10 protein-coding genes are annotated in these 15,893 nt (G+C 69.3%); 4 read left to right on the top strand and 6 right to left on the bottom strand.

Annotated features, from left to right (window positions below; translation table 11 throughout):
• The 4 genes from CS0771_RS29505 to CS0771_RS29520 form a co-directional block, all read right to left on the bottom strand.
• Nucleotides 1–828 (bottom strand): carbohydrate ABC transporter permease, encoded by an 828-nt coding sequence (locus CS0771_RS29505; protein WP_212844044.1) that lies wholly within the window; start codon nt 826–828, stop codon nt 1–3.
• A complete protein-coding gene (locus CS0771_RS29510; RefSeq protein ID WP_212844045.1) occupies nt 828–1,790 on the bottom strand; it encodes a carbohydrate ABC transporter permease in 963 nt (320 codons plus the stop codon). The genes CS0771_RS29505 and CS0771_RS29510 overlap by 1 nt, the downstream gene beginning before the upstream one ends.
• A gap of 5 nt (nt 1,791–1,795) precedes the next feature.
• The gene (locus tag CS0771_RS29515) at nt 1,796–3,055 is read right to left on the bottom strand and encodes an ABC transporter substrate-binding protein (protein WP_212844046.1); all 1,260 of its coding nucleotides are present in this window, start codon (nt 3,053–3,055) and stop codon (nt 1,796–1,798) included.
• Nucleotides 3,056–3,874: 819 nt separating this feature from the next.
• Nucleotides 3,875–4,903, bottom strand: a complete 1,029-nt coding sequence (locus CS0771_RS29520; protein ID WP_212844047.1) for a LacI family DNA-binding transcriptional regulator — start codon at nt 4,901–4,903, stop codon at nt 3,875–3,877.
• A 502-nt stretch (nt 4,904–5,405) separates the two neighbouring features.
• Here CS0771_RS29520 and CS0771_RS29525 point away from each other — a divergent pair.
• From CS0771_RS29525 to CS0771_RS29540, 4 genes are all read left to right on the top strand, one after another.
• On the top strand, nt 5,406–6,845 hold the full coding sequence (locus tag CS0771_RS29525; RefSeq protein ID WP_212846111.1) for a non-reducing end alpha-L-arabinofuranosidase family hydrolase: 1,440 nt from the start codon (nt 5,406–5,408) through the stop codon (nt 6,843–6,845).
• Nucleotides 6,846–7,148: 303 nt separating this feature from the next.
• On the top strand, nt 7,149–8,744 hold the full coding sequence (locus CS0771_RS29530) for an endo-1,4-beta-xylanase (protein WP_212844048.1): 1,596 nt from the start codon (nt 7,149–7,151) through the stop codon (nt 8,742–8,744).
• Between the two features lie 193 nt (nt 8,745–8,937).
• Nucleotides 8,938–10,974, top strand: coding sequence for a family 43 glycosylhydrolase (locus CS0771_RS29535; protein ID WP_244871418.1), 2,037 nt, complete (start codon nt 8,938–8,940; stop codon nt 10,972–10,974).
• A 155-nt stretch (nt 10,975–11,129) separates the two neighbouring features.
• Nucleotides 11,130–12,776, top strand: a complete 1,647-nt coding sequence (locus CS0771_RS29540; RefSeq protein WP_212844049.1) for a glycoside hydrolase family 27 protein — start codon at nt 11,130–11,132, stop codon at nt 12,774–12,776.
• A 221-nt stretch (nt 12,777–12,997) separates the two neighbouring features.
• Here CS0771_RS29540 and CS0771_RS29545 read toward each other — a convergent pair whose 3' ends face one another.
• Together CS0771_RS29545 and CS0771_RS29550 are read right to left on the bottom strand one after the other, a co-directional pair.
• Nucleotides 12,998–14,506: an endo-1,4-beta-xylanase gene (locus CS0771_RS29545; protein ID WP_212844050.1), complete on the bottom strand. Its 1,509-nt coding sequence runs from the start codon at nt 14,504–14,506 to the stop codon at nt 12,998–13,000.
• Nucleotides 14,507–14,841: 335 nt separating this feature from the next.
• The gene (locus CS0771_RS29550; RefSeq protein ID WP_212844051.1) at nt 14,842–15,786 is read right to left on the bottom strand and encodes a PaaX family transcriptional regulator C-terminal domain-containing protein; all 945 of its coding nucleotides are present in this window, start codon (nt 15,784–15,786) and stop codon (nt 14,842–14,844) included.
• Between the last annotated feature and the right edge of the window lie 107 nt (nt 15,787–15,893).

A 15,893-nucleotide genomic window follows, 5' to 3' on the forward strand; every position in this document is an offset into this window, starting at 1 on the left:
TCAGCCTTTCGTCGAACCAGCGGTGACAGCGTCGGCGATCCGGCGCTGGAAGAAGAGGTAGACCGCCAGTACGGGCACGGCTGCGATCAGCACCCCCGAGGCGAAGGTGGGGATGTCGGCCGAGTACTGACCGCGCAGCGACGTCACCCCGACCATGAGGGTGCGGTGCTCCGCGGACGGCATCATCAGCAGCGCGATGAGCACGTCGTTCCAGCAGAACAGCGCGTTGAGCACGCCGACCGAGAGCAGCGCCGGCCGGCCCATCGGCAGCATGATCCTGCGGTAGACCCCGTAGGTCGTGTTGCCGTCGATGCGCGCCGCATCCGTGATCTCCGTCGGGATGGCGCTGTAGTAGCTGGCCATCAGGTAGATCGTGAAGGGCAGGTACTGCGCCGTGTAGGCGAGGATCAGCCCGGGATAGGTGTCCACCAGCCCGGTGTCCGCCATGGTCCGCACCAGCGGCACCATGATCACCTGGAACGGCACGAACAGCGCCGCGAGGCACCCCAGAAACAGGGCCCGCGACCCACGGAACCGCAGGTGGCTCAGCGCGAACCCGGCCATCGAGCCCAGCAGCAGCAGCATCGCGACGGCGCCGGCCACCACGATCACCGAGTTGGCGAAGTAGCGCGCCGTGCCCGCGCTGGTCCAGGCCGTGGCGATGTTGTCCCAGCGCAGCGTGTCCGCGAACGCGAACCGGTCCAGGATGTAGTCGCGGCGGGTCTTCATCGCCGCGTTGCCGGTGAACACCAGCGGGTAGATCGTCGCGAGGGCGAGCAGCGCCATGGGTCCGGCGATGAGCCACCGGCTGAGTCGTGCGCCGCGCATCAGTCCTCCTTCCCGGTACGCCGCAGGAAGCTGACCTGCGCGAGCCCTACGACGAGCATCACCAGGAACAGCACCGTGGAGGCGGCCGAGGCGAACGCCGGGCGGTTCATCTGGCCCTGCTGGATCCAGATGTAGTACTCGGGCAGGTAGGTCGACCCACCGGGGCCTCCGCTGGTCATCACGTAGATCAGCCCGAACATGGAGGTCAGCATCCCGATCATGGTGGTCACGAACACGAACTGGATCGTCCGGGACAGCCCCGGGATGATGACGTGCCGGATGACCTGCGGCAGCGTCGCCCCGTCGGAGCGGGCGGCGTCGAGCAGGGCGGGATCCAGCGTCGCGAAGCCGGACAGGAACACCACCAGCGCCATCCCGAACGTCGCCCAGATGTGCACGCCGAGGACGGTGAAGATCGCGACGTCCGAGTCGCCCAGCCAGTCGACCGGGCCGAGGCCCACGACCTCCAGCAGGGTGTTGACCGGCCCGTCGAAGGACAGGAGCAGATTGAAGATGGAGCCCACGATCACCGGTGACAGCACCGCGGGGAAGAAGTAGACGCTGCGATAGAACCGGTGCCCGGGCACGCGCAGGTAGATGAACGTAGCGAGCGTCCCGGGGATGGCGACCGCGACGGGCAGCAGCAGCACCAGCCATCCCACGTTGCGCAGCGCGCCGAGGAACAGCGGGTCGGCGAAGAGCTCCGCGTAGTTGTCCAGGCCGACCGCCGCCCCGTTGCGCTCGCCGTCGCCGGTGAAGGAGAAGTTGACGCCGAGCAGCAGCGGCCACAGCCGGAACAGCACGATGACCAGGACGGCGGGGGCGATGAGCACGAACGGGGAGAGCCGTTCGGCGGACAGGCCGGCGGTCTGGCGTCGCCGGCGTGACGCGGTCGCGGCTCCCTCGGCCCGCCCCGCCAGGGCGGGGCGGGCCGACAGCGGCGTGAAATCACCGAGCGGCACCGGGGTCAGCTCCGGTCCGACTCGCCGAGCTGCTTGAGCGCGGCGTCGACGGTGACGGAGCCGTCGAGGATCTGCTGGGACAGCCGGCCCATCAGTTCGATCGTCTTCGACGACAGCGCCACGTGCAGCGCGGGCTTGCCGTTCTTGAGGTCGGCGACCAGCGCGGTGACCGCGGGCTCGGCGGCCTTGACGGTGGTGTCGGACACGACCGCGCCGGCATTGGTGTAGAACGCGGTCAGCGCCTCGGTCGAGGTCAGCGAGCGCACCAGGTCGGCGGCCAGGGCCGGATCCTTGGTCCACTTGGCGACCCCGTACCCGATGCCGCCGTCGAACGGCAGGCTGGGGGTGGTGCCCTCGTTGACCACCGGGGACTTCATCACCCCGACGTTGTCGGGGCCGAGGAACTCGTTGAAGTCCTTCCAGTGCCCGATGTCGGACATGAGGCCGATGATGTTGGTCGCCTTGCCCGACTGGAAGATGCCGAAGGCGTCGGTGAACATCGTGGTCGAGTTGCCGCCCTTGCTGTTCAGTCCCCGGTCCTCGACGTCCTTCCACAGCTGGAAGATCTGCTTGACGTGGGCGGAGCTCCAGTCACGGCGGCCGGCGATCCAGTCGTCGTACTCCCGGGGGGACAGGATTCCCGAACCGAACGCCGACAGGAAGAACTGGATGCCGGCGCCCTCCTTGTTGCCCAGGGCGAAGCAGGTGGCCTTCGTCGCCTTGGCGATCGCGGCGCAGTCGGCCGTGAATCCGCTCCAGGTGGTCGCCGGGCGCTGCGGGTCGAGCCCGGCCTTCTTGTAGAGGTCCTTGTTGAAGTAGATGGGGTGGCCCTGCAGGGTCACCGGGGAGGCGAACGCCTTGCCGTCCTTGGTGAACGCGTCCCAGCCGGTCAGGCGCTGCTTGTCGGAGCTGACGTACTGGTCCAGCGGGACCAGCGCGTCGACCCGGTCGCGGAGCTGGCCGCCGCCGTTGAACATCATGACGTCGGGGCCCTTGCCGGCCTGGATCGCCGCTCCGAGCAGTGTGTAGTACTGATCGAACGGCTGCGCGACGAACTCGACGGCCACGCCGGGGTGCTTCTTGGCGAAGTCCGCCTTGGCCTTCTCCACGTAGGCGGTGGCGGTCTTGTCACTGGACTTCCAGTCCCACACCACGAGCTTGCCGCTCGCCGCCTCGGACGACGGTGCGTTTCCCGTGGCACTTCCACAACCTGCCAAGGCCAGCGTCGCCGCGACGGCGACCGACCACAGTGCTCGCTGCTTCATTGATTCTCATCTCGAGAATGGCCGGGACCCGGCCGTCAGCTGGAATGCAGCAAAGCTAAGTCATATGATGTGTGATGTCAACGCGGATCAGGCGGAAGCGGCCCGGGCGGCGGTCGGCCGGGGCCCGGGCTGAGATGACGTCATGAATGCGCGCAACGCGGCGCGGCGAGCGCGGCCACGGGAGGCCGCAGGGTGATGTCGGATCGGCTGAGATCGGACTCACCGGATTGCCGGCCGGCGGCGGCCGGTTCGGCACTTTGGATCATGGTATGCGGGACGGGAGGGCGCCGGTGCGGTCCACGCCTGACGATGCCGTGGCCATGCCGGAGCTGACGGGTAGGGCTTTCGCAGTGGCCGAGAACCGGGGCGACGATCTCGACGCACGTGCCTGAAACTGCGTTCGTTCACTCCTTGGATAGTCACCGGCCGACCGGATGGGAATGCTTATGCCGGCACCCGAGGAGACTGCCAGAGTGTCTCCTTCACTTCAAGAGGCAGGCGCCTGGCCAGAACGGCAAGCGGAACCCGCCCGACCCGCTGACGCCCGCCGATCGGGCCTTATACCACCAGGTCAGAGGGCACACATGGATGCGGGGGAAACGATCGGCCGCGGCACGAATTGGCACGGTGAGGACTTATCAACCCTGCCTCGAGGAGCGTTCTCTCGCACTGTTCCGACAATGATTCAGGTCGGATCCTGTGCGGGAAAGCGTTATGCGAGCGCCCCTCCTGTGGTCGCGTCAGGACGTGCCACCACGCGACTCAGCCGGACACCGCGCCCGCGGCTTGACGGCGCGAGAGGACAACGGGTCGGCGTTCCTACCGACGCGCGGGCGCGGGCCCGGTGCTGGCCCTGACGACGAGCGTGGGCGCCACTGCCGGCCGGCTTCCCCCGGCGCGGCGCTCGCCCGGCTCGAGCAGTTCGAGCAGCTGCCCGAGGCAGCGGCGGCCGACCTCGTCGAAGTCCTGCCGCACCGTCGTCAGCGGCGGGGACAGGTAGGCCGCTTCAGGAATGTCGTCGAACCCGACGACGCTGACGTCCTCCGGCACCCGCACCCCGTGCTCGCGGAAGGCGCGCAGCATACCCAGCGCCTGCTGGTCGTTCGCGCAGAACACGGCGGTCACGTCACGCCTGGCCGCAAGCGCGCAGCCGGCCGCGTAGCCCGACTGCGCGCTCCAATCCCCGCTGATCACGGGCGGTACGATCCTGCCTGCCGCCGCCAGGCTGTGCCGCCATCCGTCGATGCGGCTGCGGGCCTCGATCCAGTCCCGCTGGCCCGACAGGTGCCATACGGTCTCGTGGCCCAGCGCGAGCAGGTGCTCCACGGCCAGACCGGCACCGGCACGTTGATCGACGGAGACCGACGGCAGCCCGTCGACCTGATCGGATTCCACGACGACGACGGGCACGCCGACCGGCAGATCGCGGACCGCCGCCACCGCTCTCGTCACCGGGGCGAGGATGACCAGTCCCGCGACCGACTGGGCCGCCAGCTGGTCGACCGCCTCGGCCAGGCCGTCGCGGTCGAGCCGCTCCACGGCCACGATGCTGATGCCGTATCCGACTCGCCGGGCGGCCCGCTCGACGCCGAGCAGCGTGGCCGCCGGTCCGTAGAGCAGCGTGTCGAAGCCGACCACGCCGATCACGTCGGATCGCCGGCGGGCCAGGCCACGGGCCAGCGCATTGGGCCGGAAGTGCAGCTGCTCGACGGCGCGCAGCACCCGCTCGCGCGTCTCCTGGCGAACGCTGTCGTGGTTGTTCAGCACCCGCGACACCGTCTGGTGGGAGACCCCGGCCAGGCGAGCGACGTCCTTGATCACAGCCGCTCGTGCTGGCTGGCGACTCATCCCTACCCCCTGTGAGCGCATGATAACCAACGATGTTTTCGCCGGATGACACGAGCTGAACGAACACCAGCCCCAGGGCGATCGAGCCGATCCGGGCGCCCTCGCTCTGCTCTGGGCAAACCGGTTCTGATCACCGATACGGAGCCGGCACACCTCCGAAACATTTTCGCCACATCTTGACGCGCGGGGATGTTATCGGTCACATTCGACGGGCGGGACAGTGAGACACGTCAACACGACGGCGTCATCGTCACCGTCGGGAGCGGGCGACGTCTTCAAGACGTGCTCCCGGCGGTGCCCCTGTGACCGTTAACTAAGCCCACTTCGTTCGAGCACTTCCGTGGACCGCCGTCCTGACGCATCGCGCGGCGGACCACGGCGATGTGCCGCGTCTTCGTCCAGCCCGTACCTTACGACGAACAAGGAGAGTGCCGTGAACGGCATCAGTATCACCCCGCCCCCGACCAGGCGACATGGCTGGCGCAGCGCGCTGGCCACGCTCGTGGTCACCGCGCTGGCCAGCGTCGGCCTGGCCGTCGTGGCCACCACCGGCGCCCAGGCCGCCACCGTGGACACCAGCGCCTGGTACATCCTGGTCAACCGCAACAGCGGCAAGGCCCTCGACGTGTACAACTTCTCCACCGCCGACGGCGGCCGCATCACCCAGTGGACCCGCGGCACCGCCAACAACCAGCAGTGGCAGTTCGTCGACTCCGGCGGCGGCTACTACCGCCTCAAGTCCCGCCACTCCGGCAAGGTCCTCGACGTCTACAACTGGTCCACCGCCAACGGCGGCTCCATCGTCCAGTGGACCGACCTCAACGGCACCAACCAGCAGTGGCGCCTGGCCGACTCCGCGGGCGGCTACATCCGCCTGATCAGCCGCCACAGCAACAAGGCCCTCGAAGTCCAGGGCGCCTCCACCGCCGACGGCGCCAACATCGTCCAGTACGACGACTGGGGCGGCAACAACCAGCAGTGGCAGCTCGTGCCGGTGGGCAGCACCCCGCCCCCGTCCAGCCCGCCGCCCGGCGGCTGCTCGCTGCCGTCGACCTACCGCTGGACGTCGACCGGTGCCCTCGCGCAGCCGGCCTCGGGCTGGGTCTCGCTCAAGGACTTCACGTACGCCCCGTACAACGGCCGGCACCTGGTCTACGCGACCACGCACGACACCGGCACGACCTGGGGCTCGATGAACTTCAGCCTCTTCTCGAACTGGTCCGAGATGGCCTCGGCCAGCCAGAACCGGATGTCCTCGGGCACCGTGGCGCCGTCGCTGTTCTACTTCGCCCCGCGCAACATCTGGGTGCTGGCCTACCAGTGGGGCGGTCCCGCCTTCTCGTACCGCACCTCCAGCGACCCCACCAACCCCAACGGCTGGTCCGCGCCGCAGACGCTGTTCTCCGGCAGCATCTCCGGCTCCGGCACCGGCCCGATCGACCAGGCCGTCATCGGTGACAGCACGAACATGTACCTGTTCTTCGCCGGGGACAACGGCAAGATCTACCGCGCGAGCATGCCCATCGGGAACTTCCCGGGCAGCTTCGGCTCGACCTCGACCGTGGTCATGAGCGACACCACCAACAACCTCTTCGAGGCCGTCCAGGTCTACAAGGTCGCCGGCCAGAACCAGTACCTCATGATCGTCGAGGCGATCGGGTCGCAGGGGCGCTACTTCCGCTCCTTCACCGCCACGAGCCTCGGCGGCAGCTGGACCCCGCAGGCCGCGACCGAGTCCAACCCGTTCGCGGGCAAGGCCAACAGCGGCGCGACCTGGACCAACGACATCAGCCACGGCGAGCTGCTGCGCAGCAACGCCGACCAGACCATGACCATCGACCCCTGCAACCTGCAGCTGCTCTACCAGGGCCGCTCGCCGAACTCCGGCGGCGACTACGGGCTGCTGCCCTACCGGCCGGGCCTGCTGACCCTGCAGCGCTGACGCCCACCACCGGGTCACGGGCCGGACCGGCCCGCTGACCTGCCCGGGTGCCCCGCCTCCCGATCAGCGGGGCACCCGGGCGAGCGATCCGTGCCGCCAGGGTCCGCCGGCCACTCACCGCGGCCGGCGGACCCGGGCAGCCGGTCGCCGCCCTCGCTCCACCCTGCCCTCTCGACGGCGAGACGGCAGGCCGCACGAGACCGGCCGACGGGCACGCCCATGCCCGCCCGGACCGGAGCACCGGCGCCCTACCGCCCCGCAGGGCGGCTCCACGGACCTGTCCACCGCTCCCAGGAGACAGACATGAAACGAACACCCCGGGTCCGCGCGCTCCGCGCGGCGCTGACCGCGACGACGCTCGTCGCCGCGACCGCCCTGACCACCATCGCCCTGGCGAACTCGGCCAGCGCCGGCACCACGCTGGGCGCGTCGGCCGCAGAGCGCGGCCGCTACTTCGGCACGGCCGTCGCCGCGTTCAAGCTCAGCGACAGCACCTACGTCAACATCCTCAACCGCGAGTTCAACTCCGTCACCGCCGAGAACGAGATGAAGTGGGACGCCACCGAGCCGTCCCAGAACAACTTCACCTACACCAACGCCGACCGCATCGTCAGCCACGCCCAGAGCAGGGGGATGCGCATCCGCGGGCACGCGCTGCTCTGGCACCAGCAGCAACCCGGCTGGGCGCAGAACATGAGCGGCAGCACCCTGCGCTCGGCGATGATCAATCACGTCACTCAGGTCGCCACCAAGTACCGCGGAAAGATCCACTCCTGGGACGTGGTCAACGAGGCGTTCGCCGACGGCACCAGCGGCGCCCGGCGCGACTCGAACCTGCAGCGCACCGGCAACGACTGGATCGAGGCCGCGTTCCGCGCCGCCCGCGCGGCCGATCCCGGCGCGAAGCTCTGCTACAACGACTACAACACCGACGGGATCAACGCCAAGTCCAACGGCATCTACAGCATGGTGCAGGACTTCAAGGCACGCGGCGTGCCGATCGACTGCGTCGGGTTCCAGTCGCACCTGACCAACTCGGCGCCGTCGGACTACCAGGCCAACCTGCAGCGCTTCGCCAACCTGGGCGTCGACGTGCAGATCACCGAACTCGACATCTCCGGCTCCAACCAGGCCGCCGCGTACGATGCCGTCACCCGCGCCTGCCTGGCCGTGGCCCGCTGCAACGGCATCACCGTGTGGGGCATCCGCGACAGCGACTCCTGGCGCACCGGCCAGAACCCGCTGCTGTTCGACTCCTCGGGCAACAAGAAGGCCGCCTACACCTCGACCCTCAACGCCCTGAACAGCACGCCGCCGGCCAGCCCGCCGCCGTCGCCGTCGACCTCGCCGTCCACACCGACCGGACCGGTGGACACCAGCGCCTGGTACATCCTGGTCAACCGCAACAGCGGCAAGGCCCTCGACGTGTACAACTTCTCCACCGCCGACGGCGGCCGCATCACCCAGTGGACCCGCGGCACCGCCAACAACCAGCAGTGGCAGTTCGTCGACTCCGGCGGCGGCTACTACCGCCTCAAGTCCCGCCACTCCGGCAAGGTCCTCGACGTCTACAACTGGTCCACCGCCAACGGCGGCTCCATCGTCCAGTGGACCGACCTCAACGGCACCAACCAGCAGTGGCGCCTGGCCGACTCCGCGGGCGGCTACATCCGCCTGATCAGCCGCCACAGCAACAAGGCCCTCGAAGTCCAGGGCGCCTCCACCGCCGACGGCGCCAACATCGTCCAGTACGACGACTGGGGCGGCAACAACCAGCAGTGGCAGCTCGTCCGGGTCGGCACCGTGACCGTGGCGGCCGGCACGGTCGCCTACCAGGCGGGCATCGCGGCACGGCAGGCTGCTCGCCTGCCCGCCGCGCTCGCCGTGACGCGCTCGTGAGCGCGGCCACGCCGTGAGCTGCCGTCGGGGTGCGGGCCGCCGCACCCGTGCCCCGACGGCCCACCTGCTCAGCGTTCGACACCCACCGGCGGGCAGCGTCCCGCGATGAGACAAGGAGAGTGCCGTGAGCGGCATCAGTATCACCCCGCCCCCGACCAGGCGACATGGCTGGCGCAGCGCGCTGGCCACGCTCGTGGTCACCGCGCTGGCCAGCGTCGGCCTGGCCGTCGTGGCCACCACCGGCGCCCAGGCCGCCACCGTCGACACCAGCGCCTGGTACATCCTGGTCAACCGCAACAGCGGCAAGGCCCTCGACGTGTACAACTTCTCCACCGCCGACGGCGGCCGCATCACCCAGTGGACCCGCGGCACCGCCAACAACCAGCAATGGCAGTTCGTCGACTCCGGCGGCGGCTACTACCGGATCAAATCCCGCCACTCCGGCAAGGTCCTCGACGTCGCCAACTTCTCCACCGCCAACGGCGCGTCGATCGTCCAGTGGACCGACCTCAACGGCACCAACCAGCAGTGGCGCCTGGCCGACTCCCCCGACGGCTACGTCCGGTTCATCAGCCGCCACAGCAGCAAGGCCCTGGAGGTCCAGGGCGCGTCGACGGCCGACGGGGCCAACATCGTGCAGTACGACGACTGGGGCGGCAACAACCAGCAGTGGCAGCTCGTCCGCGTGGGCAGCAACCCGACGCCGAGCGCGTCGTCATCGCCGCCGCCCACCGGCACCTACGCCAACCCGGTGCTGTGGCAGGACTTCGCCGACATCGACATCATCCGGGTCGGGGACGCCTACTACTACTCCGCCTCGACCATGCACTACTCCCCCGGCGCACCCATCCTGCGCTCGTACGACCTGGTCAACTGGGAGTTCGCCGGGCACTCGGTGCCGGTGCTCGACCATTCCAGCGCGTACAACCTCAGCGGCGGGCGCGCCTACGTCAAGGGCATCTGGGCCTCGACGCTGAACTACCGGCCCTCCAACAGCACGTTCTACTGGATGGGCTGCATGGAGTTCAACAAGACCTACGTCTACACCGCCAGCACCGTCGAAGGGCCGTGGAGCAAGCGGTCCACCATCAACAACTGCTACTACGACGCCGGCCTGCTCGTGGACGACAACGACAAGATGTACGTCGCCTACGGCAACAGCACCATCAGCGTCGCCGAGCTGTCCGCCGACGGGCTCAGCCAGGTCCGCACGCAGCAGGTGTTCACCACCCCGTCGAGCGTGGGCACCCTCGAAGGCGCCCGCTTCTACAAGCGCAACGGCAGCTACTACATCTTCCTCACCCGGCCCGCCAACGGGCAGTACATCCTGAAGTCGTCCAGCCCGTTCGGCCCGTACACGATGCAGCAGCTCCTGCTCAACCTGCCCGGCCCGGTCTCCGGCGGTGGTGTGCCCCACCAGGGCGGCCTCGTCCAGACCCAGAACGGCGCCTGGTACTACATGGCCTTCGTCGACTCCTACCCCGGCGGCCGCATCCCGGTGCTCGCCCCGGTCACCTGGACCGCGGACGGCTGGCCGCAGCTGCAGCTCGTCAACGGCGCCTGGGGCGGCTCGTACCCCAAGCCGAACCTGCCCGCCCCGCCACGCCAGGTCAAACCGATGATCGGCAGTGACACCTTCACCGCGAGCACGCTCGGGCCGCAGTACGAGTGGAACCACAACCCGGACAACACCCGCTGGTCGGTCGGCAGCGGCCTGCGCCTGCAGACCGCGACCGTCACCAACGACCTCTACAACGCCCGCAACACGCTGACCCACCGCATCCAGGGACCGACCTCGACCGCCACCATCGAGCTGGACTACTCGACCATGCGCGACGGCGACCGGGCCGGCCTGGCGATGCTGCGCGACTCCTCAGCCTGGATCGGCGTCAAACGCGACAACGGCGCCACCCGGGTCGTCATGACCAACGGGCTGACCATGGACGGCAGCTGGAACACCACCGGCACCGGCACCGAGAACGCCTCGGCGGCGGTCTCCGGAGGGCGGATCTGGCTGCGCGTCAACGCCGACATCAGGCCCGGCAGCGGACGGCAGGCCCGGTTCTCCTACAGCACCGACGGCACCAACTTCACGGCGCTGGGCTCGGCGTTCACGCTGAACAACGCCTGGCAGTTCTTCATGGGCTACCGGTACGCGATGTTCAACTACGCCACCCAGGCCCTCGGCGGCGCGGTGACCGTGCGCAAGTTCGACATCACCACGCCGTGACAGCTTCCAGGCCGGCAGCACACCGGCATCCACGCGGCTAGGCAACATCCCCAGATGAGCGCAGCCGGTGCGGAGCCATCGCTCCGCACCGGCTGCCTGGCCTGCCGTATCCCGTCAGTCAAGTCACATCCATCGTGCGAACCCGAGGAGACAGCATGAATCCGCATCACCGGCCCCGCCATTGGCTGGCGGCGATCGCCGCCGGCCTGCTGGTGGCCGCCGCAGCCGTCAGCATGCCCGGCACCGCCGCACAGGCCCTGGACAACGGCGTCGGCCGGACGCCGCCGATGGGCTGGAACTCCTGGAACACGTTCGGCTGCAACATCAGCGAGACTCTCATCCGCCAGCACGCGGACGCGCTGGTCAGCAGCGGCATGCGCGACCTGGGCTACCAGTACGTCGTGGTCGACGACTGCTGGTTCAACCCCAACCGCGACTCGGCCGGCAACCTGCAGGGCGACCCGACCCGCTTCCCCAGCGGGATGAAGGCCCTCGGCGACTACCTGCACGCCCGGGGACTCAAGTTCGGCATCTACCAGGTCCCGGTCGACAAGACCTGCGCCCAGTACTTCGGCTCCTACCCCGGTGCCACCGGCAGCCAGGGCCACGAGGTCCAGGACGCGCGGCAGTTCGCGGCGTGGGGCGTCGACTTCCTCAAGTACGACTGGTGCTCACCCAACGGCACCATCGACCAGCAGGTGGCGACCTTCGCCAAGATGCGTGACGCGCTCGCGGCGACCGGCCGCCCGATCGTCTACAGCATCAATCCCAACAGCATCCACGCCAAGACCGGCCCGCTGCGCAACTGGGGCGACGTGGCCAACATGTGGCGCACCACCGAGGACATCACCAACGCCTGGAACACCGGCCAGACCAACGGCTACCCGATGGGCATCCAGAACATCGTCGACGTCAACGTGCCCCTGGCCTCGTACGCCCGGCCGGGCGGGTTCAACGACCCCGACATGATGGAGGTCGGCCGGGGCGGCATGACCGACACCGAGATGCGCAGCCACTTCGCCCTGTGGGCGGTCATGGCGTCGCCGCTCATCGCCGGCAACGACCTGCGCTCCATGTCCTCGGCCACGCAGACCATCCTGAAGAACACCAACCTGATCGCCATCAACCAGGACTCCCTCGGGCTGCAGGCGACCCAGGTCGCCAACGACGGCACCCGCCGCGTGCTCGCCAAGCGCCTGGCCAACGGCGATGTCGCGGTCGCCCTGTTCAACCAGGGATCCGCCACCACCACGGTCTCCACCACCGCCGCCGCGATCGGCAAGTCCGGCAGCTCGTTCACGCTGCTCGACGCGTGGACCAACGCCACCAGCACCACCAGCGGCACGATCAGCGCGAGCGTCCCCGCACACGGCACCGTGGTGTACCGGGTCAGCGGCGGCGGCACCACCACGCCGCCCCCGGCGACGACGACCACGCTGGTGAGCGCGGCCTCCGGGCGGTGCCTGGACATCCCGCAGAGCAACACGGCCAACGGCACCCAGCCGGTGATCTGGGACTGCAACGGTCAGGCCAACCAGCAGTGGACCGTCAGCGGGGCGACGCTGCAGGCGCTCGGCAAGTGCCTCGACGCGCCACTGAACGCGACGGCGGGGGCCAAGGCACAGCTCTGGGCGTGTAACGGCGGCGCCAACCAGCAGTGGAACCTCAACACCGACGGCACGATCAGCAACCGCCAGTCGGGGCTGTGCGTCGACGTCAACGGCGCCGCCACCGCGAACGGCACCCTGGTGATCCTGTGGACGTGCACCGGCGCGGCGAATCAGCGCTGGACCCGGCGCTAGCCGGGACGGCGGACCAGCGGGGTGAACCGGTGATCGGCGGAAGGGGCCGCGACGCCCGGGCTCCCGGCGCCGCGGCCGATTAACGGTAACGTCGTCATACGTCACATGTCAATGTATCGATGTGCGTCAGGCTGGCGCACAGGAGCGGCCGGGGGCGGCTTACGCCCCCGGCCGCTCGCGTCAGCACACGACTGCCATGCCCACGCGGTCGTGCCGCCGGTTCACTGCGAGACGAGGCTGAACCGCTGGTTGGCCTGGCCGTTGCAGTCGTAGATCTGGACCCGGGCGCCGTTGGCGGTGCTCCACACGTCCAGGCACCGGCCCGACTGCACACCGGTGATGGTGCCGTTGGCGTTGAGGTTCCACTGCTGGTTGGCCTGACCGTTGCAGCTGTAGATCTGGATCTCCGAGCCGTTGCCCGAGCCGGCGGCGTCGAGGCACTTGCTGCCGTACACGGTCAGCTGCTTGCTCGCGGTGTAGGTCCATCGCTGCTGGGTCAGTCCGTTGCAGTCCCAGAGCTGCACCCGGGTGCCGTTGGTCTGCGACGCGTTGGGCACGTCCACGCAGCGCCCCGACTGCGCGCCCACGATCCGGCCGACCCCGCCCGGCGGAGGCGTCGGCGAGGAGGACGGGCCGGGCGAGGCCGTCGGGGAGGGCGATGCGGGCCCCGACTGCGACGGCTGCGGCGTGGCGGAGTTGAGGACGTTGAGGACCGAGGTGTACGCGGCCTTCGCGCCGCCCCCGCTGTTGAACAGCAGCGGGTTCTCGCTGGCACGCCAGGAGTCGCTGTCGCGCACGCCCCACACGGTGATGCCGATGCAGCGCGGCACGTTCATGCACGCCTGGGTGAGCCCCGCGTACTGCGTCGTCGACGCGTTGGTCACGTCGACCTCGGTCAGCGCCACGTCCACGCCGAGCGCGGCGAAGCTGGACAGGGTGGTCTGGAAGTTGCCGGGCAGCGAGCTGCCGCCGGTGAAGTGGGTCTGCAGGCCGACACAGTCGATGGGCACGCCCCGGGACTTGAAGTCCTGGATCATCCGGTACACACCCTGCGTCTTGCCGTAGCTCCAGTTCTCGATGTTGTAGTCGTTGTAGCAGAGCTTGACCGACGGGTCGGCGGCACGCGCGGTGCGGAACGCCACCTCGATCCAGTCGTTGCCGGTGCCCTGCAGGTTCGACGAACGGCGGCTGCCGTCCTCGTTGAACGCCTCGTTGACCACGTCCCACGCGGCCAGCTTGCCCCGGTAGTGGGCCATCACACCGTTGATGTGATCGATCATCGCCTGGCGCAGCGTCGAGCCGGACAGGCTCTGCATCCAGCCCGGCTGCTGGGCGTGCCAGGCCAGCGTGTGGCCACGCACCTTCAACCCACGCTGGGTCGCCCAGTTGTAGATCTGGTCACCGGAACTGAAGTTGAACTGACCCCGGTTCGGCTGGGTCGCGTCGGGCTTCATCTCGTTCTCAGCCGTGATCATGTTGAACTCACGGGCCGCGATCGTGCTGTACGTCGAGTCGCCGAGTCTGTTGGCGGCGATGGCGGTGCCGAAGTACCGCCCCGACTGCGCGGCGGCGGCGCCGAGGGTGCTGGCCGCGGCGTTCGCGTTCGGGATCACGAGCATGACTGTCAGCAGCGCCAGCGCGCCGGCGGCACCGGCGAGGGCGGCGGTGCGGACGGCCGATCGTCTCTGTGGGTCCTTGCCCCGATGGGCAGGGGGGAGCGCTGTCACCATGGTCTCCTTTTCAGGCGGGCGCTGGGCCGTCTCGGGCGATCGGCCGCGGCGCCCTGGGGGGACGGGCATCGATACCGGGGCATGTTGCCATGCTTGAGAGAGGCTTCGCAACGGCCAATTTCCGATAACTTCCGGAAAACGTTCGCCAGCGTCTGCAGTGGACACAGGGTCGCGGTCGCTGCGCACGAGGCACCGGTAGGCCAGTTTGCCCAGCTCGATGTGTCAGACTCCCGATCTTCACCGAGTACTTCGGATGATCATCTTGAGACCGCCAGAATCAACCACGCAGAAGATTAAGAACGCACGACCGAAACTTCCGGGAGCCGCTCGAAAGGTCAGCTCGCGGCCATCACCGCGACGGTGTGGGCCATGATGCCGACGGCGGGCTCCCGCGTGGACCGGCCGACGACCTCGAGCACGTGTCGCTGCGCCTGCTCGGCAAGCCCGTCGTAGATCTCCACGAAGACCTCCCGGGCGCTCGCCCGGGGCCACCGCGCCGGCAGCAGTTCAGCCGGCAGCTGCGGATCGAGCAGCGGGATCTGCCGGTAGGCGTCCATGATCTCCGTGCGGGCCCGGACCGCGGCGGCTCCGGCGATCCGTCCAGCACGGACCCGCTCCAGCAGCGGCCGCCACTGCCGGTCGAACGCCGCGTAGTGCTCGGCGATCGCGGGCACGTCCCACGCCTCGATGGGGTTGCGCTGGGCGGTCACCGCCAGGTCGACGTGGTTCGCCTGGAACACGGTCATCGCGCCGGGCGGGACGGCGGCCAGCCGCTTCGCGACGGTGGGGTGCCACGGGTCCGGAGAGATCCAGAGCCCGTCGTACAACGGCGCGAAGCCCAGCCAGCGCAGCTGGCCGCGCAGCGCCCGCCGCTGCGTGCCGTGCTCCTGGGGCAGGGAGAAGGCCACGAGCGTCCAGGTTCCGTCCCAGCTGCGCGCCCGCTCGGCGAAGCGCGCGATCCACGCTCCCCCGGCCGCCAGCTCGGCGGCGGCGTCCCGGGTCAGCCGGTAGGAACTGTGCCGCCCCTCGCGGCTGCTCTCCAGCACGCCGCGGCGGCCCAGCCGGCTGACGGCGGTCCGGGCCGCCCCGATGCCGATCCCGAACTCGCCGAGCAGCGTCATGACGGCGGCCGCGGGCAGCCAGGCCCGCGTCGGCAGCGTGTAGTCGGCGATCAGCGTGGTGGCCAGCCCTTGCGCCGAGTTGCCCGCCTGGCGCCGCGGCAGCCGCGACCCCGCGGCGACATCGGGGAAGATCTCCTCGATTTCGAACAGGTTCTCCACGGCTACTCCGGCGCTGGGACGGTCACGCCCCGCGGCCCGGGGTCCGGCCCATGGTAAGCGCGGCGGGCCGACCCGCGCCTGCTCGCCACCGGGACCGGCTGGCATCT

Source organism: Catellatospora sp. IY07-71 (assembly GCF_018326265.1).
Classification (GTDB): domain Bacteria; phylum Actinomycetota; class Actinomycetes; order Mycobacteriales; family Micromonosporaceae; genus Catellatospora.

Coding starts and splice junctions, on each gene's coding strand:
- CS0771_RS29540 (WP_212844049.1), top strand. CDS start 11,130: ATGAATCCGCATCACCGGCCCCGCCATTGGCTGGCGGCGATCGCCGCC.
- CS0771_RS29545 (WP_212844050.1), bottom strand. CDS start 14,506: ATGGTGACAGCGCTCCCCCCTGCCCATCGGGGCAAGGACCCACAGAGA.
- CS0771_RS29520 (WP_212844047.1), bottom strand. CDS start 4,903: ATGAGTCGCCAGCCAGCACGAGCGGCTGTGATCAAGGACGTCGCTCGC.
- CS0771_RS29505 (WP_212844044.1), bottom strand. CDS start 828: ATGCGCGGCGCACGACTCAGCCGGTGGCTCATCGCCGGACCCATGGCG.
- CS0771_RS29515 (WP_212844046.1), bottom strand. CDS start 3,055: ATGAAGCAGCGAGCACTGTGGTCGGTCGCCGTCGCGGCGACGCTGGCC.
- CS0771_RS29530 (WP_212844048.1), top strand. CDS start 7,149: ATGAAACGAACACCCCGGGTCCGCGCGCTCCGCGCGGCGCTGACCGCG.